The organism is Afipia sp. P52-10, assembly GCF_000516555.1.
GTDB lineage: Bacteria > Pseudomonadota > Alphaproteobacteria > Rhizobiales > Xanthobacteraceae > P52-10.
On record NZ_AZSJ01000007.1, the window covers coordinates 650,417 to 674,283 of the forward strand.

Genomic DNA, 23,867 nt, shown 5'->3' on the forward strand with positions numbered 1-23,867 from the left:
TCGACAACTACCAAATCCTATAGCCGCCAAGGCGGCGTCTGGATCGCCGGCGCGATCGCCATCAACGCGGCGACACCATCCGCATCGCGCGCGGCTGTGTCCGCGGCCTGCGCGAGATCATCGACCGCCGCAAGCGCCGCCGCATCGAGCGTCTTGCTCGCCTCGGTCGCGCAGCGCCAGCTATCCCACGCGGAGGTCTGCTGATGCGCCAGCGCCAGCAGATCGCGATGGACGTTGACGCGCAGAAACCACAGGCCGCTCCCCTCCGTGCCATGGCCGAATGCCTCGGCTGCGATGGCGCCGCGGCGCATCTCGCGCCATGCCTCATTCGCAGACAGGAACGTGCCGTCCGGAAGGTTGGCGCTGTCGAAGCCGATGCCAAGATGCCTGCGATGCAGGGCATCGAGCTGCGCATCCGCCCGCAGCCACCTCTGCGCGGCCGTCGACCAGTATTCGCAGATCCAGTGGTCCTCGTAAGGCACAGCCGCCTCGAAGTAAGTGGCGAAGCCGCAGCGCACCCGCGCCGGGATCGCGCGATGCCGCAGCATGCTGCACAGCATCAGCGCATAGTCGCGGCAGGTGCCGAATGATCGCCGCGCCGCTGGCCGCGCCTCGGCCAATGGCCCTGCCGTTACAGACTGGATCAGCCGCAGCCGCTCGGCCACAGCCTGGGTCTCGCGCGGCATCAGCGTATCCGGCGGAATCCCATACCTTGACGCCCAGGCGACATGCACGATCAACCCGGACGCGATCGCGCGCAGCGCCGCCGGATCGCTTGGCAGCGGGTCGAACAGCGCAGCCAAGCCGCCGGGATCAGTCAGCGGATCGTGCCGCGCATAGAGATCGGCAACGGTTGCGGTCATCATCTCTCCTGTCCGTTCCGCCGCAGCGGCTTCAGTCAGCACCAGTGTTCAGATGACGATACCGTCGCAGCGGTGCGTTGCAAGCACGCCCGCGCCGGCGCTCAACCTCTCGCTCTGACCGCCCACCAGCGGTCGAACCAGACCAGCGCCTCTCCGGCGAGGACGAACCCGATCGCGATCAGCGCGGCATTGATGAGCGTCTGCGCCAGGCCGATCTCTACGACGTTGATGAATGGATAAGGATAACGCCCTTCGATCGCGCCGCGCGCCAATGCGTAGAGAAAATAACCGATAGGATAGATCACCCAGAGCAGAGGATAACGCCATGCGAGCGCGCCCTTGTAGGCGAAGGCGAACCAGAACACCGTCACGAGCAGCGGCGTGACCCGATGCAGCAGAACGTTCGCGAGTTGGGAGCCTCCCGTCAGCTCGCGCAGTCCATGCAGCAGCAATGCATAAATGATTCCGACCAGGAGAATATTGAGAAGCGTCCCGCCGATCAGCCAGGGCGACCGCCAGGCCGCTCGCCCCGCAGCGATCGCCGTGAACACCACCGCGACCAGCAGGTTCGTGGTGATGGTGAAGTAGCCGAGCAGCGCCCAGAGTGCGGCGGGCCACGATACACCGCCGCTGACGAGCGCATGGAAGTGCACAGCGATCCCGCTCCACGCCGCCAGCGCGATCAGCACAGCCAGCGCTCTAGCCCAACGATCCATGCCCTGGAGTGCCGCTTCGCCCGTCACACCATCCTGCATGCGTGGCCTCATTCCTGCTCGCAACGATTGCCGTGATCAGACAGATGCCCGGAATGCGGACATACATGCAGGCGCTGACAAGCACTCTCGTGATAGTATTCATCATAGGGCCTTAGGCGCAACGTCACGACGGAACGCAAAACGGGGAGCAACTGCTCCCCGTTTCGCCGAATGTCGCCCTGGTCAAAAGTCGCGCTGGCTCAGAACGGAATTTCGTCGTCCATGTCGCGCCGGCCGCCACCGCCACCACCGCCAGAGGACGCGCGGCGCTGACCGCCGCCACCGGACATCGAGCTCGAACCAAAGTCGCTGCCGCTGTCGTCGGGAATATAATTGCCGCCGCCACCGCCGCGCGCACCGTCCAGCATCGTCATCACCGAGTTGAAGCCCTGCAGCACCACCTCGGTCGAATACTTCTCCTGGCCGGACTGGTCGGTCCATTTGCGCGTCTGCAGCGCGCCTTCGATGTAAACTTTCGCGCCCTTCTTCAGATACTGCTCGGCGACCTTGCACAGCCCTTCATTGAAAATGACGACGCGGTGCCACTCGGTCTTTTCCTTGCGCTCGCCAGTGTTCTTGTCGCGCCAGGTCTCGGACGTCGCGATTCGCAGGTTGGCGATCGGCCGGCCATCCTGCGTGCGACGGATTTCGGGGTCGGCACCCAGATTGCCGACGAGGATTACTTTATTGACGCTACCCGCCATCGCTTCATCTCCACTCCGACGTGCGGCAACCGCCGCCACGTAAACTTGTCACTAACCGTATATTGCGATCCGGCGGCCGAACGACATGCCATCGCGCTTATCCACATCGCAAATTCGGCGCTAAAACCGCCATTTGTTCCTTTTCTGTTCTAGTCCCAATGCGCGCAGAAGTCTACGGTTGTGTCAAACCCGTGTCGCAACGCCCCCGTTAAAAAGCCGTTGGCACCGCGATTCCCAATTAATTACGGCGCTCAATTGAAGTGCACAGCAACTAAATACCACAAGCACCCCGAAACGTGGCGTTTTCCGCCTTCAATTGAGGCAGGAATGCGGCAGCCATGGAACTCACAACGCGTTGGTTCCCTTAATGATTTTTAAACGCCGGTTGCACCACTTGAGCCGCGACTGTGACTTTTGGGAGACGGACTTTCCAGGCGGAATCGCTATAGTCCTGCCTATCTGAGCGACGGGGGTTGCCTCTGGGGTCAGCAGTCGTTCGCCAAACGGGGGTCGCGGTCGCGGCCATGCACTGGAGAAGTAAGATGAAGAAGTATCTGTTGGGATCCGCCGCGATCGTCGCGCTGGCGCTCGCAACACCGGCCGCTGCTGCGGACCTCGGTGTTCGTTATCCGACCAAGGCTCCGCCGCCGGTCGTCGCCCCGATCTGGAACTGGACCGGTTTCTACATCGGTATCAACGGTGGCTACGGCTGGGGCAACAGCAACTGGACCCACGCGGTTCTCGGTCCGGAAGGCTCGCACAAGACCGACGGCGGCACGGTCGGTGGTCAGATCGGCTACAACTGGCAGGTTGGCCAGTTCGTGTTCGGCCTGGAAGCTCAGGGCAACTGGGCTGACTTCAGCGGCTCGAACGTGAGCCTCGCGAACCCGGCGTTCACGAACCACACCAAGATCGACGCGTTCGGCCTGTTCACCGGTAAGCTCGGTTACGCTTGGGACCAGGTCCTGCTGTACGCCAAGGGCGGTGCAGCGGTTGTCTCGGCTGACTACAGCTTCGGTGGTCTTCCGGGTGGCGGCAACGCCAGCGAGACCCGCTGGGGTGCAACGGTCGGCGCCGGCATCGAGTATGCCTTCGCTCCGAACTGGTCGGCTGGCCTCGAGTACAACCACCTGTTCCTCGAGAGCAAGAACGTCACCTTCAACACCGGCGACGTGGATCGCATCAAGCTGAAGAGCGACATCTTCACCGCTCGCATCAACTACCGCTTCGGCGGCCCGGTTGTGACCCGCTACTGATCGCTTTCGCGATTGGACGACGGAAAGGGCCAGCATTCGCTGGCCCTTTTTGTTTGTGCTGGCTGGTTTACACAGGCCGAATCTGTGCCCTCCGGCCGGAATACTGCGCTGTTGAAAATCACGCTGGCGTGATGGCGCGACGCCTCTCCGCACCCGCGGCCGTCATTCCGGGGCGCGAGCGTTGCTCGCGAGCACGGAAACCATAGCCCCAGTCTTCATGAGATAGGTCTTCATGAGATGGGTCTTCATGAAATGACGGACACAACCTTTGCGCGCGTGATCTTCAGCCGCGCCCCAACGAATCACATCTTCCCGGTGAGCAGCGAGCGCGAACGCAGAAACCATCATCAGATGCAGGGATATGGTTTCCGGGCTCGACGCTGCGCGTCGCCCCGGAATGATGGCCATGGTGTGGAGACGCCAACGGCCCACCTGCCCTAGAGACCTTCTGGCCGCCGGGCTTGCGAAAGTTTTTGCGCTGATCGTGTTGCCCTGATGGTGAGAGACCGCTTTCTCAAATGACGAACAGGTTCCTCATGGTGGTGAGGAGCCGCGCGCCTTCGTGATATCTAGCGCCGGGCTCAACCACCGGCGTCTCAACCATGAGGCCACGCAGGTTTTTGGCCTAGCGACGTGTTCCTTAAGTCCGGCGCAATCAGCCTCCATGGATCAAATGCGGCCGTTTCGGTCTGCTGGAACTGGCTGGCAGTAGCCAGCCTGTTGCCATTTTGTGGCACACCCTCTGCTAGACTACGAAGCGGTTGATGATAGCAATCGCCTCTGGAAATTGGTTGTCGTTCTTACTATGTTCCGGAGCAAAATCCCCGACGCCGTATGACCTGCAGACGCCCGCGTCTGCCTCCATGCGGTTTCCAGTGGCGCGGTGGCAGACTGCGCCAGCAAGCCGGAATCAGATCTCATGGACGAAGTGCTCAAGGCGAACCGCAAGCAGTCCGCCGCCAACAGCCTCCGCGCGATCACCATTCGCGGAGCGCGCGAACACAATTTGAAGGGCATCGATCTCGAGATCCCGCGCGACAAGCTGGTGGTATTCACCGGCCTGTCCGGCTCCGGCAAGTCGTCGCTGGCGTTCGACACCATCTATGCCGAGGGCCAGCGCCGCTACGTCGAATCGCTCTCCGCCTACGCCCGGCAATTTCTGGAGATGATGCAGAAGCCGGACGTGGATCAGATCGACGGCCTGTCGCCCGCGATCTCGATCGAGCAGAAGACGACGTCAAAGAACCCGCGTTCGACAGTCGCCACCGTCACCGAGATCTACGACTACATGCGCCTGCTCTGGGCACGCGCGGGCGTCCCCTACTCGCCGGCGACCGGCCTGCCGATCGAAAGCCAGACCGTCAGCCAGATGGTCGACCGGGTGCTGGCATTGCCCGAAGGCACGCGGCTCTATCTGCTGGCGCCGGTGGTGCGCGGCCGCAAGGGCGAGTATCGCAAAGAGCTCGCCGAATACCTCAAGAAGGGCTTTCAGCGGGTCAAGATCGACGGCGCCTTCCATGAGCTGTCTGAGGCGCCCGCGCTCGACAAGAAATTCCCGCACGACATCGACGTGGTGGTGGACCGCATCGTTGTCCGTCCCGACATCGCCCAGCGCCTCGCCGAAAGCTTCGAGACCGCGCTGAAGCTTGCCGAGGGGCTTGCCGTAATCGAGTTCGCCGACGCGCCTGCCGGCAGCGGCGCGCCGGAGAAGAAGTCCGACAAGAAGACCGCGAAGATCCACGACAAGAGCGGACCCGAGCGCATCCTCTTTTCGGAGAAGTTCGCCTGTCCGGTGTCCGGCTTTACCATTCCCGAAATCGAGCCGCGGCTGTTCTCGTTCAACAACCCTTACGGTGCCTGTCCGCAATGTGGCGGCCTTGGCGTAGAACAGCACATCGACGCCGACCTTGTGGTGCCGGACAAGGACATGACGCTGCGCAAGGGCGCGATCGCGCCTTGGGCAAAGTCGTCCTCGCCATATTACGTGCAGACGCTGCAGGCGCTCGGCAAGGCTTACAAGTTCACGCTCGATGCGAAGTGGAAGGATTTGCCGAAGAAAACCAAGGACGTGCTGCTGTACGGCTCCGGCGACGACGAGATCAAATTCGCTTATGACGACGGCATGCGCTCCTACGAGACCAAGAAGCCGTTCGAGGGCATCATCACCAATCTGGAGCGCCGCTTCCGCGAGACCGAGAGTGAGTGGGCGCGCGAGGAGCTTGGCAAATACTTCACTGATATTCCCTGCGCCGCCTGTCACGGCTACCGGCTGAAGCCTGAGGCGCTGTGCGTCAAGGTCGGCGGCAAGCACATCGGCGAAATCGCTGAGCTGTCAGTCAAGCGCGCCGGCGAATGGTTCGAGGGCGTGCCGAAGAAGCTCAACAAGCAGCAGAACGAGATCGCCGTCCGCATCCTGAAGGAGATCCGCGACCGGCTGACCTTCCTCAACGACGTCGGCCTCGATTACCTCACCCTGTCACGCTCCTCCGGCACGCTGTCCGGCGGCGAGAGTCAGCGCATCCGCCTCGCCTCGCAGATCGGCTCCGGCCTGACCGGCGTGCTGTACGTGCTGGACGAGCCCTCGATCGGCCTGCACCAGCGCGACAACGCGCGGCTGCTCGACACGCTGCGGCGGCTGCGCGATCTCGGCAACACGGTGATCGTGGTCGAGCATGACGAGGACGCGATCCACACCGCCGACTATGTGGTTGACGTCGGCCCAGGCGCTGGTGTCCATGGCGGCAGCATCGTCGCGCAAGGCTCGCCCGCCGACATCATGCGGAATCCGAAGTCGCTGACCGGGCAGTATCTCACCGGCGAGAAGTTCATCGCCGTGCCCGATCGCAAGCCGCCGAACCATCGCCGCACCATCAAGGTGGTCAACGCCCGCGGCAACAACCTGAAAAACGTCACCGCGGAGATTCCGCTCGGCCTGTTCACGGCGATCACCGGCGTCTCCGGCGGCGGCAAGTCGACGCTCTTGATCGACACCCTCTACAAAGCGATCGCGCGAAAACTCAACAACGCCAGCGAAGGCCCCGCCCCGCATGACCGCATCGAGGGGCTGGAGCACATCGACAAGATCATCGACATCGACCAGTCGCCGATCGGCCGCACGCCGCGCTCCAATCCTGCGACCTACACCGGCGCATTCACGCCGATCCGCGAATGGTTCGCCGGCCTGCCCGAAGCGAAGGCGCGCGGCTACGAGCCCGGCCGCTTCTCGTTCAACGTCAAGGGCGGCCGTTGCGAGGCCTGCCAGGGCGACGGCGTGATCAAGATCGAGATGCACTTCCTGCCCGACGTCTACGTCACCTGCGACACCTGCAAGGGCAAGCGCTACAACCGCGAGACGCTGGAGGTGCTGTTCAAGAACAAGTCGATCGCCGACGTGCTCGACATGACCGTGGACGAGGCGGCCGAATTCTTCAAGGCAGTGCCGCGCGTGCGCGACACCTTCAACACACTGCAGCGGGTCGGTCTCGGCTACATCCATGTCGGCCAGCAGGCGACCACGCTGTCCGGCGGCGAGGCGCAGCGCGTCAAGCTCGCCAAGGAGCTGTCGAAGCGCGCCACCGGCCGCACGCTCTACATCCTCGACGAGCCGACCACCGGCCTGCACTTTCATGACGTGGCGAAGCTGCTCGAGGTGCTGCATGAGCTGGTCAACCAGGGCAACAGCGTGGTGGTGATCGAGCACAACCTCGAAGTCATCAAGACCGCCGACTGGGTGATCGATCTCGGTCCCGAGGGCGGCGACGGCGGCGGCGAGATCGTTGCCTGGGGACCACCTGAAGACATCGCCAAGGCGCCGCGCAGCTACACCGGCCAGTTCCTAAAGCCGGTGCTGGCGAAAAAGCACCCGGCGCCGAAACGCAAGGCCAGCGAGGAGAGTTCGGAGGAAGCAGCGGAGTGAGCTTGCGCGCGCGGCGATTTCCGGGAAAGCTTCCCCTGAAAGCTTGACCCTGAAAAGTTGACATGTCGCGCACCTCCGCCACCACTTCCGCCCCGCAACTTGCCTCCCTGAAAAGCCTGCTGCGCGAACTGTATGAAGGCGCGACGCCGCGTGGCGTCCGCTTCCGCTACGGTCTGCTGGCGTTCGATATCGTCACGGTGCTGTTCATCATCGCGACCTCGTTCCTGCCCTCGACCAACGTCACCGACATCATCGACGTCGTCTTCGGCATCCTGATCCTCGCCGACTTCGCCGCGCGGCTGTGGATCAGCCGCCGCCGCTGGCGCGATCTTGGCCGCATTTCGACCTGGGCCGACGTCGTCGCCATCGTCTCGTTCCTCGCGCCGCTGTCCGGCGAAGGCGGCGGCTTCCTGCGTATCCTGCGCACGCTGCGGCTGTTGCGCGACTACCAGATGCTGGCGCGGCTGCGCAGCGACAGCTCGTTCTTCCGCCGCAACGAGGAAGTGTTCATCGCGGTGACCAACCTCGCCGTCTTCATCTTCGTAATGACGGCGATCGTCTACGAGACGCAGAAATTCCGTAACCCGCAGATCGCTAATTACGCCGACGCGCTCTACTTCACCGTCACCGCACTGACGACGACAGGATTCGGCGACATCACCCTGCCCGGCACCAGCGGCCGGTTGATCTCGGTGGTGATCATGATCTTCGGCGTCACGCTGTTCTTCAACCTCGCCCGCGCGCTGCTCAGCCCGAACAAGGTGCGCTTCCCCTGCCATGCCTGCGGCCTGCAGCGCCACGACGCCGACGCCGTCCACTGCAAGGCCTGCGGCACATTGCTCAACATTCCGGACGAGGGGTTGAGGTAGCTATTAGGAATGACGGTCAAGGCGCATTTACAAGCACGATCAAATCCAAACGTTTCTTGCCTCATTTATTCCGCCCACTTCTCGCCCGGCTGCAATCTCCTGAACCGCGCCGTCCAGGCTTTACGCAAACTCTCCTCGCTCACGCCGTCGTCATAGCTCGGCGATGACAACGGCGATGCCTTCGTCACAGCGATGACGACGATGGCGCGGATGCGCGGCGCCAGCGCGGTGTTGAGCCTTGCCAGCAGCGTGTCGAACTCCGCCTCCCCGCGCGCGACGATTTTTGCCGTGCCGCTGATGCGGCAGCCCTTGCGCGTGAACACGTCGACGAAGTTCACCTCCGCCTGCGAATTGGTTTGCAGATTGCGGATGCTTCCGGGCGAACGGATTTCGCCGAAGGCGATGGTGGCGTCGTCAAGCACGGTGAAGGTGCCCTTCGGCGACACGCTGGGCCGGCCGTCCGTGGTTACGGTGGCGAGAAACCCGAGCGGCTGCTCGCCGATCAGGCGTTTCATCTCATGCGTCAGCATCGGCCGCCTCCGGCTTGCTTTTCTAGCTTACGAGCCTGAGTTAAACTAACCGAGAACGGACGGGCGCGCCCGGGGGCTGCGACACTGCCGCCCTGCAAACAGTCCGGAACAATCAGGCGGCGCAGCGGTTCCCTCTGCACTCACATCACGGGGAAGACGGATGAGCGAACGCGATCATGAATTGCTTGTCGGCCGGGCGGCACTTCGGCTTTGGGGCGAACTGCCGCGGGAGATCCAGGAAAAACTGTTCGAGACGGCGGCCCCGAGAGACGATCAGGTCCGTCACAACCTGGCGGTCTTCCTGCACGAGCGGCATCCGCGCACCGCGCACCCGCCGAAACCGACCGCATTCGCCTAGCATACCTCCGCCGTTGCATTCGCCGTCCGGCTGGCTACCCTTCACGCCGCAGGCAGCATGATGCGAGGTTTGCCATGGCGGAGAGCGAGAGCGGTGGTCGCGTCCACGAAGGCGGCTGCCTGTGCGGCGCGGTTCGGTTCAGCGTCGCCGGCGCGCCGCTGAACGTGCGCATCTGTCATTGCCGATTCTGCCAGAAGGCGCATGGCGCGCCATTCCTCGCCCGCGCGGTGTTCGACCAGCGCGTCGTCCGCTTGCAGGGGCCCATTGGCCGCTATCCGTCGTCGCCAGCGCTCGATCGCCTGTTTTGCCAGCAATGTGGCACCCGCATCGGCGCCTGGCGCGTGAACGGCAGCGTGATCGGCCTCGCCCTTGCCCTATTCGATGATCGCGATACGTTTACGCCGACCGAGCACGTCTGGATCAGTTCAAAGCTGCCGTGGCTGGCCATCGACGATGGCCTGCCACAATATCGCGAGGGCGTGCCGCAGCCAGACGTAATGCCCCTGTCCGCGCCCGTATTGGACGTGCAGCCTGTGACCTGCGACTGAGGGAAACGTGCTGTGTTGCGGCCGCCCCCTGAAGAGCGCATCTTCGATGCGCGTCTTGAACGATGAGGCTTGTGACGACGTGCTCGCTATGCGGCCGGCGAGACTGAGGCTGTAAGAGCCCGTTGCCAGCCGTGGCCTCAGTTCGAGATGTGGGCGACGGTTCAGGCCTAACGGCCCACGCGGGCAACCGCCCCTTACATGGAGAAGCGCCTCGATCCGTGTCCACCAGCAATGTCGAAAAGCGCGCGAGAAAGCTGAGCTCAGCCGTCGTTCCGCACCACCGACAGCATGGCCACCTTGTGCGGATACTTGCGCGCGTAGCGGGTCCAGTAACCCAAGAGGCCGTTGTCGATCTCCTGCAACTGCCAGAAGCGCCGCGTCAGCGGTTCGGTCGCCCTGGCGAAGGCCGATCCGTAGTACCAGCCGGAGAACTTGTCGTCCGGCAGCGTGCTGATCATCGACCAATGCGGCTGCGCCAGCGCATAGGCCTGCTCGAACAGCTCCGCCTGCTCGAAGGCCTCCAGCTCGCGCAGCGCCCAGATCGTCTCCTTGGAATAGTCGTGGTGCGGCCAGTTGCCGAAGTGCCAGCCGAGATCATCGAGGGTGATGCTGACATCGAGCGGGTGCACCACGGCCATCGCGTGCAGACCGACCGGCAGCATGCGCAGGCGACGCAGATGCTGGTCGAGATCGCCTCCTGTGAACTCCGGCAGGCGCCGCTGCAGCTCCTCTGATAGGAGGTCGAACAGCCCGTCATGGGTCGGACAGGCCAGGATGGGATGCGCGTTTGTGTCAACGGTGCGACACCCATCCTATCATCCTTTTCGTCTCGCTCCGGCGCTTGCGGTTATCCCAACGGCAAAATGAACACCAGATGAAGGGCGGCGGGGTGCCTGTTTCTGCATCGGCGGCTGTGTCATGATAGCCACAAATCAAAACGACGAAGAAGAGGAAACCACGATGCGGGCAGCCATTTTCAGAGACGGACAGATCGTTGCCGATACACTGCCTGATCCTGTTCCGGCGGCCGGCCAGGTGTTGGTGAAGACGCTCGCCTGCGGTATCTGCGGCTCCGACCTGCACGCCCGCAAGCATGCGCACCGCATGGTCGAACTGTCCCGGCACCTGAGCAACGGGCGCAGGCCGATGGACCTATCGCGCGACGTGGTGTTCGGCCACGAATTCTGCTGCGAGGTCATCGACTACGGCCCCTCCACCCAACGAAAGTTCAAGCCCGGCACGCGGGTCTGTTCGGTACCAGGCCTTCTCACCGCCACGGGGCCGCAGAGCATCGGCTACTCCAATGACAATGTCGGTGGTTACGCCGAGCGCATGCTGCTGTCGGAAGCGCTGATGCTGGAGGTGCCGAACGGCTTGCCGGCCGAGCACGCGGCATTGACCGAGCCGCTGGCGGTCGGCATCCATGCGGTCGCAAAAGCCAACGTGCAGGGCAACGAGGTGCCGCTGGTGATCGGCTGCGGTCCGGTCGGGCTTGCCGTGATTGCCGGGCTGAAGCTGAAGGGCTTGCACCCGATCGTCGCCGCCGACTACTCGCCCGCACGCCGGGCGCTGGCGGAGAAGATGGGTGCGGATGTGGTGATCGATCCGGCCAAGGTGCTGCCGTTCAAGACCTGGGCCGAGCATGCGCAGATGACGCCGGAGCAGAAGGCCGCGCGCTCACCGATGCAAGCGCTGCTGCCCGCGCTGAAGCCTGCGCTGGTCTTCGAGTGCGTCGGCGTCCCCGGCGTGATCCAGCAGATTTTCGAAGGTGCGCCGCGCGATGCCCGGATCGTCGTGGTCGGCGTCTGCATGGAGACCGACCGCTCCGAGCCGATGCTCGGCATCATGAAGGAGCTGAATGTTCAGTACGTGCTGGGCTACACCCCGGCTGAGTTCGCAAGCTCGCTGCACCTCCTGGCGGAGGGTAAGGTGGAGGCTGCACCGCTGATCACCGGCAAGGTCGGCATCGATGGTGTTGCCCAGGCGTTCACCGACCTCGGCAATCCCGAGCGGCATACCAAGATCCTGGTGGAGCCATGGCGTTAGCCGGTTGGGGACACGCTGCTGAGCCCTGCACACGAACGGTCCGCCACCGAACAGAAGTCGGTCGCCACCGCTATTCCCGCCGGCGTGCAATACACAGCGCTGTGCATTCACGTAACATGTGAACCAGAGTCCAAGCGTAAACGCTCTGGAACCGGTCACGCTGCGATGCAACGCGATCCTCACCGCCGCGTTTTCGCGCATGCAGCCATGCAAGGAGCGGAACATGACGGCGATGCGCCCGTGGCGGCTTTACCTGCACTGGGGTTGATCCTACCTGCTGCGATGAGAAAAGCAGAGCAGTCCAGGACATCCGCCTCATGCAGCAGCCGTTGACCCAGACCGTGCAGCACGATCCGTCGCGCCATCGCTTCGAACTGGCCGTCGACGGCGAAACGGTCTTCACCGAATATCGATTAACGCCCGGCGTTATTACGTTTCTGCACACGCTGACGCCGCCGCGCTTGCGCGGCCGAGGACTCGCGGCGATCGTCGTGAAAGCGGCGCTGGATTATGCGCGCTCAGAAAAACTGCAAGTCGTGCCGGCTTGCTGGTACGTCAATGAGTATATCGATACCCACCCTGAATTTCAGGATCTGCGGGTTCAGCGCGCAACGTAAGCTTGCGCACCATGCGCGGCGTGAATGGAAGGCATGAGCGTACTTCCGTGGCTCGGCTGCGCGCACCATGCTTGATGATCCGAACTTCAAACTTCGTTCGTCGCCGCGTCATCACGCGCAAGAACAAGAAGGATTTCTCGCATGCCTCCAACACTTCGCAACAACAAATCGCGGAGCCGGTTCGAGCTCGAGATCGACGACTATGTCGCATTCGTCGATTATCAGCTTTCGCCAGGCACGATTGCGCTCGTCCATACCGAAGTGCCGAAGGAGCTTGGCGGCCGCGGCATCGGCTCGATCTTGGCCAAGGCCGTGCTGGAGAACGTTCGCGCGCAAGGCCTCAAGGTGGAGCCGCGCTGCGAATTCCTCGCCGGCTACATCAAGAAGCATCCGGAGTTCGCGAGCCTGGTCAGCTAAGCTTCGTTCGCGCGTCGCAGGTTGTTGCCTGCGCGCCGGGATCAGGCGTGTCGCAACTTTTTGCGACACTTTACCCGGCAGCCCTGCAGTCGCAGTCAACGAAAAGCCCGCCAACGGCGGGCTTTTCTGATGCATGCTGCGGATCGATCGCGCTCAATGGCGCGCCAAACGGCGGGCGTCCTTACTTCAGGTCGTCCGGAACCTTGCCGCCGTTCGCGGCGAGCTTCTGCATGACCTGCTTGTGCAGCCAGATATTCATCGACGCGGAGTCGCTCGTATCGCCGGTGTAGCCGAGTTCCTTGGCGAGTTCCTTGCGAGCGCCCAGGCTGGAATCCAGATCGAGAACCTTCATGAGGTCAACGATCGAGGTCCGCCAGTTGAGCTTTTCCTTCTTCTCGGAGGCCGCCTTTTCCAGAATCGGCACGATATCGACGGTCTGGGCAGGTGCGGCTGTCGCCGTTCCGGCCGATGCGCCTCCGCCTGCTGCAGGCGCAGTTCCTGCCGGAGCAGCTTGAGCGCTGTTGCCGAAGATCGCGCCCATAATTTTTCCGAAGATGCTCATGTCTAACTCCCGATGATTAAACCAGTGGTTCGAGAAAGGACGTTCAAGACGACAGACTTACACAAACCTTGGGATCATAAGCTTAAGCCGCCCGTTCCCGGTTGCCAATGTGCCCTGCAACAATCCGCAGCGCCAGGTTAACAGGTCAATATGGCAGATACGGTATTACAAAGAACCGGATGTCTTTACCGCAAATTTGTGACGATTGTCCTAGCCAGTACCCCTGCCTGTCACTGAACAGTGAGTGCATTCTACCGAAATTCGCGTTATCCTGCCTCAACAGGTCGCGGCTTTGCCAACACGGCATCCCTTCGCTCGCGCTTGGTTTTGATCGCGGTCACGTCGTTGTCCGGGATGGGCACGCGCGAAAGTATCGTGTGCTGTCTTCGTCCACGGACGCTTAGGGAGATAGCGATCATGGCAACTCCACTCACCACCATTCAACACGGTACAAGCAGCGCGGCCGATCCTGCGGCGCCGGTCGTCCGCAAGCTGCATCTCGACGATATCGGCACCGCACTCCGCAACGGCCTCGAAGACTTCAAAGCGATGCCGAGCCACGCGGTCGTCCTCTGCATCATCTATCCGGTGCTCGGCCTGGTGCTGGCGCGCATGGTGCTCGGCTATTCGGTGATGCCGCTGCTGTTTCCGCTCGCCACCGGCTTTGCGCTGGTCGGACCGTTCGCCGCCATCGGCCTTTACGAGATGAGCCGTCGTCGCGAGCTCGGCGAAGAAGTCTCCGCATGGCACGCCTTCAAGGTCCTGCGCTCGCCGTCGTTCTCCGGCATGCTCGGCCTTGGCGTGCTGTTGCTGGCGTTGTTCGTGACCTGGATCGCGACCGCGCAGGCGATCTACGTCTGGACGTTCGGCAATGCCCCGGCGGCAACGATCCCGGATTTCGTGAGCCGGGTTCTGACCACACCGGAAGGCTGGTCGCTGATCGTCGTCGGCTGCGGTGTCGGCTTCCTGTTCGCGCTGGTGGCCCTCTGCGTGAGCGTCATCTCCTTCCCGATGATGCTCGACCGGCATACCAGTGCGATGGATGCGATGGTCACCTCGATGCGCGTCGCGGCCGCGAATCCGGTCGTGATTGCCGCCTGGGGCTTTGTCGTGGCGGCGCTGCTGCTGCTCGGAACGATCCCCTTCTTCCTCGGCCTCGCCGTGGTCGTTCCGCTGCTCGGCCACGCGACGTGGCACCTGTATCGCATGGCACTCGAACCGAACAGCCAACCGCGTTACGAGCCGCCGCCGAAAGTCTATCATTCGGCCGCGGAATTCCCGGTGTCGCTATTCCCCTGGGCACGCGACAAGCACTGAGTGCAAATCCAGGCGCGGTCTTCGGATCGCGTCCGGTCGCCTGGCCTCAATCCAATTGATTGTCCCGCTGCCATTTGGCATGCAAACTACCGAGCCAAGGAACCTTCTCGGCACGGCACGATGTTTGACGGACTGGTATTCGCAGGCGGCGGCAATCGCTGTTACTGGCAAGGCGGTTTCTATGAAGCTGCCGCCGACCGGCTCGGCCTTGCGCCGAAGCTTGTCGTCGGCGCAAGCGCTGGCGCATTCGCCGCCACCTACTCGCTGCTCGGCATCGGCGATAAGGTCCGAGAGCTTGTCATCGGCAGCTGCGGTACTCATCTGAAGAATTTCGATATCGCAGCGTGGCGACGTGGCGAACCGCTCTGCCCGGTCGGGCCGATGTATCGCGCGCTGCTCGACACGGTCATCGACGCTGCCGCGCTGGCGAAGCTGAACACGCTGACTGATCTGCAATATGCGATATCGCGCATGCCGCGCTGGCTATCACCAATCAGTGGTGCGGCTCTTGGCATTACTGCCTATCAGCTCGAGAAGAAAATTCTTCATCCGGTGCATCCGACCTTCGGGCGCAGGCTTGGTTACACCTCCGAGTTCGTGCGGACCCGCGATCTCTCCGATCCAGAGCCGCTACGCGAAGCGTTGATGGCCTCCGGCGGCGTGCCGCCGTTTATGCCGGTTACGCTGGTGAACGGGCGGCCTGCCTTCGACGGCGGTCTCGTCGACAATGTGCCGGTCGAACCGCTGGAAGCGATCGAAGCCGCGGGCGGTCAGACGCTGGTCCTGCTCACCCGCGTTTACAAGCGCCTGCCGGTCGTGCGGGGGCGCACCTACGTTCAGCCCTCACAACCGGTTGGCGTTGGCCAATTCGACATCACCAATCCAAAAGGCATCCGCGCGGCTTACGAGCTCGGCCGAAAGGATGGCACTGCGTTCGCAGCCACCATCCGCACATAGCCGGGCTCGAGGTGCCCGCCGCTCAAGCGCGATGAAATGGATCAATCGTCATGCGCGTGAGCACATTGTTTGAGCATGCTCCTTGGGTCATGCTTCAGGCGGCAAGCGCGCGCTGCCTGCGTGTTCTAACCGCGGCGGCAAGCCGCTCCAGCACGTCAACTGAGGTCTCCCAGCCGATGCAACCGTCGGTGATGCTTTGTCCGTAACGCAGCGGCTGACCAAGGCTCTGCTTGCCACCGACGAGGTGGCTCTCGATCATAACGCCGACAATGCAGTGGTTACCGCCTTCGATCTGCTGCGCGACGGCGTCAACCACCTTCGGCTGGTTATCGGGATCGTAACTGCTGTTGGCGTGGCTCGCGTCGATCATCACTCGCCGCTCAAGTCCCGACGCTTCCATCGCACGACAAGCCGCCTCCACACTGGCCGCGTCATAGTTCGGCGCCTCACCGCCGCGCAGAATGACATGGCAATCGCGATTGCCGGTGGTCGAAGCAATCGCCGACTGGCCCTCCTTGGTGACTGCCAGGAAGTGATGCGGCTGCGCGGCCGCCTTCACCGCATCGACCGCGATCTTCACCTTGCCGTCGGTGCCGTTCTTGAAACCGATCGGGCACGACAGACCCGATGCAAGTTCGCGATGCATCTGGCTCTCGGTGGTGCGCGCGCCGATGGCACCCCAGGCGATCAGGTCCGACATGTATTGCGGAGCGACGATGTCGAGGTATTCCGAGCCGACCGGCAAGCCCAGCTTGTTGATGTCGAGCATCAATCGCCGCGCAAGCCGGAGGCCGTCGTCGATGCGGAAGCTGCCGTCGAGATCGGGATCGTTGATCAATCCCTTCCAGCCGATCGTGGTGCGGGGCTTCGCCACATACACCCGCATGACGATTTCCAGGTCGCCGCGCAGACGCTCGCGCAGCTTGCTCAGGCGATGGGCATATTCCATCGCCGACTCCGGCTCATGGATCGAGCATGGTCCGATCACCACGGCAAGGCGGTCATCGCTGTGACGCAAGATGTTGCCCAGCGCCTGCCGCGCCTCGGCGACGGTGCGGCTGGACTGGTCGGTGTGCGGGAATTCGCGCAGCACGGTGCTAGGCGGGACGAGCGCCTTGATTTCGCGAATACGGGTATCGTCGGTGGCGGCAAGCACGGGAAGGCTCCTTGGTTCGGAGTCTCCTGGCGACACAAAAAAAGCCGCCAGGAGACTGGCAGCTCGGTCGGATTGGTCTGTACGGTGGTGTCAGATCAAACGCGTCCCTTCCTCTGCCAGGGGCTTCGGAAACCGTAAAACCAAAAGTAATAACGGTTGGACGTGTGGATCATGATGGGCGCTACATAGTGCATCCGCCGCCCGCTGTCTAGCCGGGTGAGTGCTTCCCGTTCGTACCTGCCCTGCGAAACCCTTGGGTTTCTGCCGATAAGCGTTTGATCACGCACGGCGAACTGACATCGGCCGGCCTTGTTTTGGCCGCTGTTCGCGCCGAGCCTTCACGGGCTGGGGCATCGCCGATTCATCTTCGAAGCGAGACGACCTGCATGACCTTCATCCCGACAGCACGTCTGGCGGCTCTCGCCGGAGCGCTTGTCGTCGCTGCATCAACGACCACCGTTGCCGCAAGTTGCGGCAAGGACGACTTCAAGGGCTGGATCACCGAGTTCAGCCGTGAGGCTGCGGCCAAGGGCATCTCACCTCGCGGCCTCGATGCGCTCTCCGGCGTCAGCTTCGACCAAAACGTCATCACGCGGGACCGCAACCAGCAGGTCTTCAACCAGAGCTTCGAACAGTTCTCCGGCCGCATCGTGCCTCCGCGTCTGACCCGCGGCCGCAACATGATGAAGCAATACGGCTCGGTGCTCGGCAGGATCGAACAACGTTATGGCGTGCCGGGTGCGGTGCTTGTGGCGATCTGGGGCATGGAGACGGATTTCGGCGTCAACACCGGCAAGTTCTCCACGCTCAATTCGCTGGCGACGCTGGCCTACGACTGTCGCCGCTCGGAGATGTTCCAGGCAGAGCTGCTGGATGCGCTGCGCATCATCGACCGTGGCGATCTGCAGCCGTCCGATATGCGCGGCGCATGGGCTGGCGAGATCGGCCAGACCCAATTCATGCCGTCGTCATACGTCAAGTTTGCCGTCGATTTCGACGACAACGGCCGTCGCGATCTGCTGCGCAGCGTCCCCGACGTGCTCGCCTCGACCGCCAACTATCTCGCGAACTACGGCTGGAAACGTGGCGAGCCCTGGGATCAGGGCACGACGAACTTCAGTGTGATCCAGCAGTGGAACAAGAGCGAGGTGGTCGCACGGACGATCGCCTATTTCGCCAGCCAGATCGACTCCGAGTAGCGGCTCTTGGAGGAAGGACACACACCCCGCTGATCCGGCTATCGCGAGTCCCTGAAGGCGTACCGCAACCGCACCGTCAAAGCGTGCGGCGAAGCTTCGGTGAAGCATCGCCGCGCTCATTGCGCTCTTTGAGCGTGTCTTCGCTTGAGCATGTCCGGCCGGCCTCACCTGGGACATGCTTTGCAGGACGCTGAGACGGGCTCTGGAGCCCGCCTCAACAACACGAGATCAGTGATGGTGGTGCTGGTGCTGCGGCGATGACGAACCGCCGACCGCGCCGACGTTGAATGTCACGTCAGCCGTGCCGGCCTTCTCGAACTTCAGGGACGCCTTGACGGTCTCACCCTGCTTCAGCTGGCGTTTCAGGTCCAAGAACATCATGTGAAAGCCGCCGGGCTTTAGTTCCACGGTCTGGCCCGGCTTGATCTCAAGACCGGCATTCAGCGGCCGCATCTTCATGACACCGCCTTCCATGGCCATCTCGTGGATCTCGATCCGCCCGGCGATATCGCTGGTGCCGCCGACGAACGTATCGGACGCACTACCCTTGTTGGTGATCGTCAGATAACCGCCGGCAACTTTGGCGCCGCCCGGCGTCGCACGGGTCCACGGTGTCGCGATCACCAGATCGCCGACCTTCATCTCGTCGGCCCCCGCCATGGCCGCGTGGTCGTGCTGCGGCGCAGCCTGCGCGACCGTCGTCGCAGAGACAAGCCGCAGCGCTGGTGCCGGCTTCTTTAGATCATGCGATGACTGCTGACCTGTGGGAATTTCAGTCCACGCAGCCTCGCCCTTGGTGCAGGTCTGCACGGTCGGGAAATAGAGCTGCTTCGCCTCCGCGCCATCGGCTGCGATCAGCGCCTGGAACGTGAATTCGTCGAAATTGTCGTCAGACAGATTGCCGCCCGACCAGACGATCTCTTTCACACCCTCGCTGACGCTGCGGCCATGGTTCTCGTAGGCCTTGGCGTAAGACCCGCGCGTAGTGGTCAGCGTCCAGCCGGGCTTAGGCATCGGCTTTACGCCGACGACGCCTTCCGGAATCTGCACGCGGACGGCGGTGGTTGCAGCGCCCTCGCAGCCGTGCGGCACTTGCAGCACCGCCTTGTAATAGCGGCCGGGCGCCGCCTCAGGATTGGCGAACGTCACATGCGCGAACGCAGCAGAACCAGCAGTGCCGGACAAGAGAATCGCAAGCGGTGCAACGGCGAACGCGCGCGCGCGGGTGGAACGAACGAGTGTCATGATGGCCTCCAAACGGGATTGAAACGTATCGGAACGAACGTCTTCAACCGGCGAAGGGCGGCCCTCTGGCATTCCATGCAACACCCGTCGCAACAGGGATGCGCACTTGCGCGACCATGTCCAATGGTACGCCGCGCGCGTGCAGCGCCGAACAGGCGAACACCGAGACGATGGCGACAGGCGGCTGCGGCGAGCCGCAGCCCCCGCTCAGGCACATCAACTGGCAATGCGAGGACCGCTCGGGCGTGCCTCCAGCAGGCTCGCTCTGGTCCTGAGCGCCCGACCCTTGAGCCATCGACCGACACAGCGAGAGAGCCGGGTCGAATGCGCTCGCCTGCGCTATGCTCGACCACGCGCCAAGCAACGCCTGCAGCGCCAGCAGATAAGCCAGCAGCAGCCGAACGCCCCTCACATGGCCGAAACGAGAAGCACGCATGGAGCCGCTATCGCACGCGGCACGGTCCGGGTCCACTCACCAGTTGGCGCAGCCGGTCGATCCACAGGAATTCGCGAGAATCAGATCGACCGAGCCGTCCTCAAGTCTGGACCGGGGCATGCAACTCTCTCGTCAGCTCTTCAGATGTTGGCTTCACCGTGCGCATTCGCCCTGCCGCAAACGCTCGTCACGGAACCAGGCCTCTGAGCATACACGGTGCGAAATCGCACATGGCAGCAGAACGAGTGAGCGTCCTTCCCTGCCCATTTTAGGTATTCCGACATCCGCAAATGAATTTAAATTCACATTATTAAAGCATCTTTTGTCACAAAACGCATAACTTGCGTGCACCGCAGCATCCGAATCAGGCTGATTACACCATACAATTCCGTCCTCAGCTTCCGAGAGGAATATTCTTTGCGAGTTCCAAAATTCGCCAAAGTTCAACCACAGCTAGGGCAAATCACTGGGATAAAAGACATTTTTCTTACCACAGCCTTCCGTCGCAATTTTTGTCCGAGCTACTCGAATGATTGATCATTTCTTACTCGACCCATGCAATTCTCACTTAGCTGCATCGCAACAATTGCTCTGCTGCGTCGCGCAATAACAAGCTATATAGAGTTCCAACGCTGGGTTCGGCCCACAGAGACGAAGGAGACCCTCATCATGTTGCTCTCGATTATTCGCGCGATTCAGTCCTTCAAGGATTATCACCGGAACCTGCGTGAGCTTTCGCAGCTCACCGACCGCGAACTCGCCGATATCGGCATCGATCGTTCGGACATTCCGCGTGTCGCAGCAGGCCAGGCGCTCGACTAAGACCGCCTCACTGCAGAAGTGACGGATGACGCCCGCTCCTTGAGCGGGCGTTCTCGTTTCAGGACTTGCGTTTCAGGCCTTGGCCGCGTCTTAAGCCGCCTCGGATTTTGCTCAGGCCTGCTTGGTCCTGCGCCCGCTCGTTGAAACTGCCTAGGGCGGCTCGATCAGTTGCGCCGCGCGCAGCGAGGCTTTACGTGTCCGCCCATGACGACGCAGATCACGCCTTCGCAGGCGCCCCAACCAGCCACCATCCACATCATCGGCGCCGGCCTCGCTGGTTCCGAAGCCGCCTGGCAGGTGGCCAACCGCGGTGTCCCTGTGGTCCTGCATGAGATGCGCCCGGTCCGGACCACCGAAGCGCACGTCACCGACACTTGCGCGGAACTGGTCTGCTCCAATTCCTTTCGCTCCGACGATTCCAGCACCAACGCGGTCGGCCTGCTGCACGAAGAGATGCGCCGGGCGAGCTCGCTGATCATGCGGGCGGCAGATACCAACAAGGTGCCCGCGGGCGGCGCACTGGCGGTGGACCGCCATGGCTTCTCCGCCAGCGTCCAGGCTGCGCTGGAACGGCACCCGTTGATCGAGATTCGCCGCGAGGAGGTCGCAGGCCTGCCCCCGGCGGATTGGCCCAATGTCATCGTCGCGACCGGCCCCCTGACCTCGGCGCCCTTGGCCGAAGCCGTGCGCGGTCTCACCGGACAGGACTCCCTCGCCTTCTTCGATGCGGTCGCGCCGATCGTGCATCGCGAGTCGATCGACATGGGTATCGCCTGGTTCCAATCCCGCTACGACAAGGTGGGGCCTGGCGGCGGCGAAGCCGACTACATCAACTGCCCGATGACTAAGGAGCAGTATGACGCCTTCATCGATGCGCTGATCGCCGGAGAAAAGGTCAGCTTCCGCGAGTGGGAAACCAACACGCCCTACTTCGACGGCTGCCTGCCGGTGGAGGTGATGGCCGAGCGCGGGCATGAGACGCTACGGCACGGGCCGATGAAGCCGTTCGGCCTGACCAACCCGCACAACCCGACCGTGAAGGCCTATGCGATCGTCCAACTCCGTCAGGACAACAAGCTCGGCACGCTCTACAATATGGTCGGTTTCCAGACCAAGCTGAAGCACGCCGAACAGGTGCGCATCTTCCGCACTATTCCCGGTCTCGCCAATGCCGAGTTCGCGCGGCTCGGCGGCCTGCATCGCAACACCTTCCTGAACTCACCGGTGTTGCTCGACGCGCAACTGCGCCTGCGCGCGCAAACGCGCCTGCGGTTTGCCGGACAGATGACCGGCTGCGAAGGCTATGTGGAATCGGCGAGCGTAGGCTTGCTGGCGGGCCTGTTCGCGGCCGCCGATGCAAAGGCCGAAACGATCGCGCCGCCGCCGCCGACCACGGCGCTCGGCGCCCTGCTCGGCCATATCACCGGCGGCCATATCGAGACGATCGATGCCGGACCGCGTTCGTTCCAGCCAATGAACATCAACTTCGGCCTGTTCCCGCCGCTGGCCCAGGCACCGACCAAGAGCGCCGACGGCAAGCGCCTGCGCGGCCCGGAAAAGACGATCGCCAAGAAGCGGGCTCTGACCGCACGCGCCCTCAGCGACATCGATCGCTGGATCGCAGAGAGTTTGCCGCGGACTGAGGCGGCGTGAGACCCGCACGCCTCAGCGGAAACAATCCGGACAGTTCTTAAGCACCTGCCGTCTGGAATCCTCGATGCCCCGCATCATTCGCGTCGTCATCTGCACCGCACTCTGGCGCTGACTAACCGCGCTTTGCAGCTGGATCATTCTCAGCTCGCTGTTCCTATTCATGCCGGTCTCGGCGCGCTTGATCGCCTGGGCCTTGCTGGCTGGTCTGGCATTCTGCGGGAGAGCCGAAGCAGATCCGGCAACGGCTGGCAGTGAAACGGCGAACGTCACCAGGATGGCGATGATACGCGAACGAGTGGGACGCATGAGGATATCCCTGAGGTTGAAGGCTTCAGGATGATCGTCACAAATGCGGGTCCTCGACTGTGGTGCAGATCACACGCGCAGAATGCTTATCAAAGCCGGTCGAACGACCGTGCCTTAAGCCACATCGACGTCAACAGCCGCAATCGCGAAACCGGTTGCGGCGCGAACGGGTCGTACCCCGTTGCCTCGATGCGATCGAGCGCGCGCCCGGCCATGACAAGCGGCAGGAAAACCCTACGCGCCGGTTTCGGTACGTCGGGAAGCGCCGCAAGTGCATCTTGCAGATGTGTGCGTGCCTCTGCAGCGAGGTTGCGCAGCAACGCCAGCAATTCTTCCGTCGCTCGGCCCTGGAGAATGACGTGCGGATCGACCTGGAACGCCGCAAGGCTCTCGACCGGCAGATAGATCTGACCGCGGGCCGCATGGCGTGGCATTGCCTCGATGATCCGCGCGATGCCGATCGCAAGGCCGGCGTCGCGACAGACCGCGTCGTTGGTGCCGATGTCGCCGGCAAGCACCTTCACACCGAGCGACTGCAAGGCCGAAGCCGTATCCTGCAGATAGGCGCGGAAATCGGCCATGGTCTGCATCGGCTCGTCATAGAGATCAAACCGATGCGCATCGATCAACCGCTTCAAGGGCGCGCGCGCGAGCTGATGACGTTCGATGACTTGCAGCAGTTCGGCTGCAACCGGATTGCCCGTAGCCTCGCCATGGGCCGTGCCGCTCAAGAGATCGTGCCACCATTGCAAGCGGATTTCGCCGGCCAGCGCCTGGCTGATCTGCTCGCGCACCCGCGCGATCTCGATGTTGAAGGCGTAGAGGCTCAGCAGCGCCCGGCGATGCTCTGGGGTGACGAACAGCGTCGCGGCATAACGCTCGAAATCGGACTCGCGGACGAGGCCCGCGCAATACGCGGCATCGGCTTCGTTCCGCCCGGTCGCCCCACTCATGACACTGCGATCAGCCCGGCCGCGACACGGCGGCCTTCGCCGATCATGATGTTGTAGACGCGGATCGCTGGCCCGGTCTGCATCGCATCGACGACGATGCCGAGCGCGCGCAGCTTATCCCGCAGGGGGTTGGGAAACAGGATGACCTCCCGCCCCGTGCCGATGATCAGCGTATCGATGCGGTCGGCATTGCTGAACACCAGCGCCAGCGCCTGCTCATCGATCTGATCGGCGCGCTCGACCGGCCATGCGCGCATGCTGTCTGGCAGGCATAGCAGCGAGCCGCGATGCGACATGTCGGCAAAGCGAAACCCGCCATTGCCATAGGCGTCGATCGGGACCGCGGAAGGCAGATGCCGGTCGCTGTCCGCGTCCGACATGA

Annotated in this window: 25 protein-coding genes; 13 read left to right on the forward strand and 12 right to left on the reverse strand. The window is 62.8% G+C overall.

The window, feature by feature from the left end; genetic code table 11:
* Positions 1 to 17 precede the first annotated feature (17 nt).
* The 3 genes from X566_RS20300 to X566_RS20310 form a co-directional block, all read right to left on the reverse strand.
* Positions 18 to 866 carry a transglutaminase domain-containing protein gene (locus tag X566_RS20300; protein WP_152540001.1) on the reverse strand — a complete coding sequence of 283 codons (849 nt, stop codon included), beginning with the start codon at positions 864 to 866 and terminating at the stop codon, positions 18 to 20.
* A gap of 98 nt (positions 867 to 964) precedes the next feature.
* Positions 965 to 1,618, reverse strand: a complete 654-nt coding sequence (locus tag X566_RS20305; protein ID WP_206538716.1) for a Pr6Pr family membrane protein — start codon at positions 1,616 to 1,618, stop codon at positions 965 to 967.
* 200 nt (positions 1,619 to 1,818) lie between these two features.
* Positions 1,819 to 2,322, reverse strand: coding sequence for a single-stranded DNA-binding protein (locus X566_RS20310; protein WP_034471010.1), 504 nt, complete (start codon positions 2,320 to 2,322; stop codon positions 1,819 to 1,821).
* A gap of 542 nt (positions 2,323 to 2,864) precedes the next feature.
* On the opposite strand from X566_RS20310, the gene X566_RS20315 reads away from it, so the two are divergent.
* The gene (locus X566_RS20315; protein ID WP_034471013.1) at positions 2,865 to 3,578 is read left to right on the forward strand and encodes an outer membrane protein; all 714 of its coding nucleotides are present in this window, start codon (positions 2,865 to 2,867) and stop codon (positions 3,576 to 3,578) included.
* A gap of 162 nt (positions 3,579 to 3,740) precedes the next feature.
* On the opposite strand, the gene X566_RS20320 is transcribed toward X566_RS20315, so the two are convergent.
* Positions 3,741 to 3,986, reverse strand: coding sequence for a hypothetical protein (locus X566_RS20320; RefSeq protein WP_152540002.1), 246 nt, complete (start codon positions 3,984 to 3,986; stop codon positions 3,741 to 3,743).
* A gap of 511 nt (positions 3,987 to 4,497) precedes the next feature.
* Between X566_RS20320 and uvrA the strand changes: the two genes are divergently transcribed.
* A complete protein-coding gene (gene uvrA, locus X566_RS20325) occupies positions 4,498 to 7,494 on the forward strand; it encodes an excinuclease ABC subunit UvrA (protein ID WP_034471018.1) in 2,997 nt (998 codons plus the stop codon).
* A 62-nt stretch (positions 7,495 to 7,556) separates the two neighbouring features.
* Complete coding sequence (locus tag X566_RS20330; RefSeq protein ID WP_051444388.1) at positions 7,557 to 8,363, forward strand: potassium channel family protein; 807 nt, start codon at positions 7,557 to 7,559, stop codon at positions 8,361 to 8,363.
* Between the two features lie 65 nt (positions 8,364 to 8,428).
* Here X566_RS20330 and X566_RS20335 read toward each other — a convergent pair whose 3' ends face one another.
* Positions 8,429 to 8,893, reverse strand: a complete 465-nt coding sequence (locus X566_RS20335; protein WP_034471020.1) for a pyridoxamine 5'-phosphate oxidase family protein — start codon at positions 8,891 to 8,893, stop codon at positions 8,429 to 8,431.
* A gap of 160 nt (positions 8,894 to 9,053) precedes the next feature.
* Between X566_RS20335 and X566_RS20340 the strand changes: the two genes are divergently transcribed.
* Positions 9,054 to 9,251, forward strand: a complete 198-nt coding sequence (locus X566_RS20340; RefSeq protein WP_034471021.1) for a hypothetical protein — start codon at positions 9,054 to 9,056, stop codon at positions 9,249 to 9,251.
* Positions 9,252 to 9,325: 74 nt separating this feature from the next.
* On the forward strand, positions 9,326 to 9,799 hold the full coding sequence (locus tag X566_RS20345) for a GFA family protein (protein WP_051444389.1): 474 nt from the start codon (positions 9,326 to 9,328) through the stop codon (positions 9,797 to 9,799).
* 260 nt (positions 9,800 to 10,059) lie between these two features.
* Here the strand turns inward: X566_RS20345 and X566_RS20350 are convergent, their stop codons facing one another.
* The gene (locus X566_RS20350; RefSeq protein ID WP_034471023.1) at positions 10,060 to 10,461 is read right to left on the reverse strand and encodes a hypothetical protein; all 402 of its coding nucleotides are present in this window, start codon (positions 10,459 to 10,461) and stop codon (positions 10,060 to 10,062) included.
* Between the two features lie 298 nt (positions 10,462 to 10,759).
* Between X566_RS20350 and X566_RS20355 the strand changes: the two genes are divergently transcribed.
* The 3 genes from X566_RS20355 (at position 10,760) to X566_RS20365 (ending at position 12,879) form a co-directional block, all read left to right on the forward strand.
* Positions 10,760 to 11,845, forward strand: a complete 1,086-nt coding sequence (locus X566_RS20355) for a zinc-binding dehydrogenase (protein ID WP_034472614.1) — start codon at positions 10,760 to 10,762, stop codon at positions 11,843 to 11,845.
* A gap of 317 nt (positions 11,846 to 12,162) precedes the next feature.
* A complete protein-coding gene (locus X566_RS20360; RefSeq protein ID WP_034471026.1) occupies positions 12,163 to 12,462 on the forward strand; it encodes a GNAT family N-acetyltransferase in 300 nt (99 codons plus the stop codon).
* A 141-nt stretch (positions 12,463 to 12,603) separates the two neighbouring features.
* Positions 12,604 to 12,879 (forward strand): GNAT family N-acetyltransferase, encoded by a 276-nt coding sequence (locus tag X566_RS20365; RefSeq protein ID WP_034471028.1) that lies wholly within the window; start codon positions 12,604 to 12,606, stop codon positions 12,877 to 12,879.
* Between the two features lie 181 nt (positions 12,880 to 13,060).
* On the opposite strand, the gene X566_RS20370 is transcribed toward X566_RS20365, so the two are convergent.
* Entirely contained in the window at positions 13,061 to 13,441 is a 381-nt protein-coding gene (locus tag X566_RS20370) for a DUF3597 domain-containing protein (RefSeq protein ID WP_034471031.1), read from the reverse strand.
* Between the two features lie 417 nt (positions 13,442 to 13,858).
* On the opposite strand from X566_RS20370, the gene X566_RS20375 reads away from it, so the two are divergent.
* Both X566_RS20375 and X566_RS20380 read left to right on the forward strand, forming a co-directional pair.
* Positions 13,859 to 14,758, forward strand: coding sequence for a DUF2189 domain-containing protein (locus X566_RS20375; RefSeq protein ID WP_034471034.1), 900 nt, complete (start codon positions 13,859 to 13,861; stop codon positions 14,756 to 14,758).
* A 120-nt stretch (positions 14,759 to 14,878) separates the two neighbouring features.
* The gene (locus X566_RS20380) at positions 14,879 to 15,715 is read left to right on the forward strand and encodes a patatin-like phospholipase family protein (RefSeq protein WP_034471037.1); all 837 of its coding nucleotides are present in this window, start codon (positions 14,879 to 14,881) and stop codon (positions 15,713 to 15,715) included.
* A gap of 94 nt (positions 15,716 to 15,809) precedes the next feature.
* Here the strand turns inward: X566_RS20380 and X566_RS20385 are convergent, their stop codons facing one another.
* Positions 15,810 to 16,871: a 3-deoxy-7-phosphoheptulonate synthase gene (locus tag X566_RS20385; RefSeq protein ID WP_034471039.1), complete on the reverse strand. Its 1,062-nt coding sequence runs from the start codon at positions 16,869 to 16,871 to the stop codon at positions 15,810 to 15,812.
* Positions 16,872 to 17,257: 386 nt separating this feature from the next.
* On the opposite strand from X566_RS20385, the gene X566_RS20390 reads away from it, so the two are divergent.
* Positions 17,258 to 18,070 carry a lytic transglycosylase domain-containing protein gene (locus tag X566_RS20390; RefSeq protein WP_034471042.1) on the forward strand — a complete coding sequence of 271 codons (813 nt, stop codon included), beginning with the start codon at positions 17,258 to 17,260 and terminating at the stop codon, positions 18,068 to 18,070.
* A 228-nt stretch (positions 18,071 to 18,298) separates the two neighbouring features.
* On the opposite strand, the gene X566_RS20395 is transcribed toward X566_RS20390, so the two are convergent.
* Together X566_RS20395 and X566_RS20400 are read right to left on the reverse strand one after the other, a co-directional pair.
* On the reverse strand, positions 18,299 to 19,315 hold the full coding sequence (locus tag X566_RS20395; protein ID WP_081740485.1) for a DUF1775 domain-containing protein: 1,017 nt from the start codon (positions 19,313 to 19,315) through the stop codon (positions 18,299 to 18,301).
* A 43-nt stretch (positions 19,316 to 19,358) separates the two neighbouring features.
* Complete coding sequence (locus X566_RS20400) at positions 19,359 to 19,751, reverse strand: hypothetical protein (RefSeq protein WP_152540003.1); 393 nt, start codon at positions 19,749 to 19,751, stop codon at positions 19,359 to 19,361.
* Between the two features lie 669 nt (positions 19,752 to 20,420).
* Between X566_RS20400 and X566_RS24490 the strand changes: the two genes are divergently transcribed.
* Positions 20,421 to 20,573 carry a DUF1127 domain-containing protein gene (locus X566_RS24490; RefSeq protein ID WP_081740375.1) on the forward strand — a complete coding sequence of 51 codons (153 nt, stop codon included), beginning with the start codon at positions 20,421 to 20,423 and terminating at the stop codon, positions 20,571 to 20,573.
* A 204-nt stretch (positions 20,574 to 20,777) separates the two neighbouring features.
* The gene (gene trmFO, locus X566_RS20405) at positions 20,778 to 22,226 is read left to right on the forward strand and encodes a methylenetetrahydrofolate--tRNA-(uracil(54)-C(5))-methyltransferase (FADH(2)-oxidizing) TrmFO (RefSeq protein ID WP_051444390.1); all 1,449 of its coding nucleotides are present in this window, start codon (positions 20,778 to 20,780) and stop codon (positions 22,224 to 22,226) included.
* Between the two features lie 395 nt (positions 22,227 to 22,621).
* Here the strand turns inward: trmFO and X566_RS20415 are convergent, their stop codons facing one another.
* Complete coding sequence (locus X566_RS20415) at positions 22,622 to 23,485, reverse strand: phytoene/squalene synthase family protein (RefSeq protein ID WP_034471048.1); 864 nt, start codon at positions 23,483 to 23,485, stop codon at positions 22,622 to 22,624.
* Positions 23,482 to 23,865, reverse strand: coding sequence for an Mth938-like domain-containing protein (locus tag X566_RS20420; protein WP_034471050.1), 384 nt, complete (start codon positions 23,863 to 23,865; stop codon positions 23,482 to 23,484). Before X566_RS20420 ends, X566_RS20415 begins: the two co-directional genes overlap by 4 nt.
* Positions 23,866 to 23,867 lie beyond the last annotated feature (2 nt).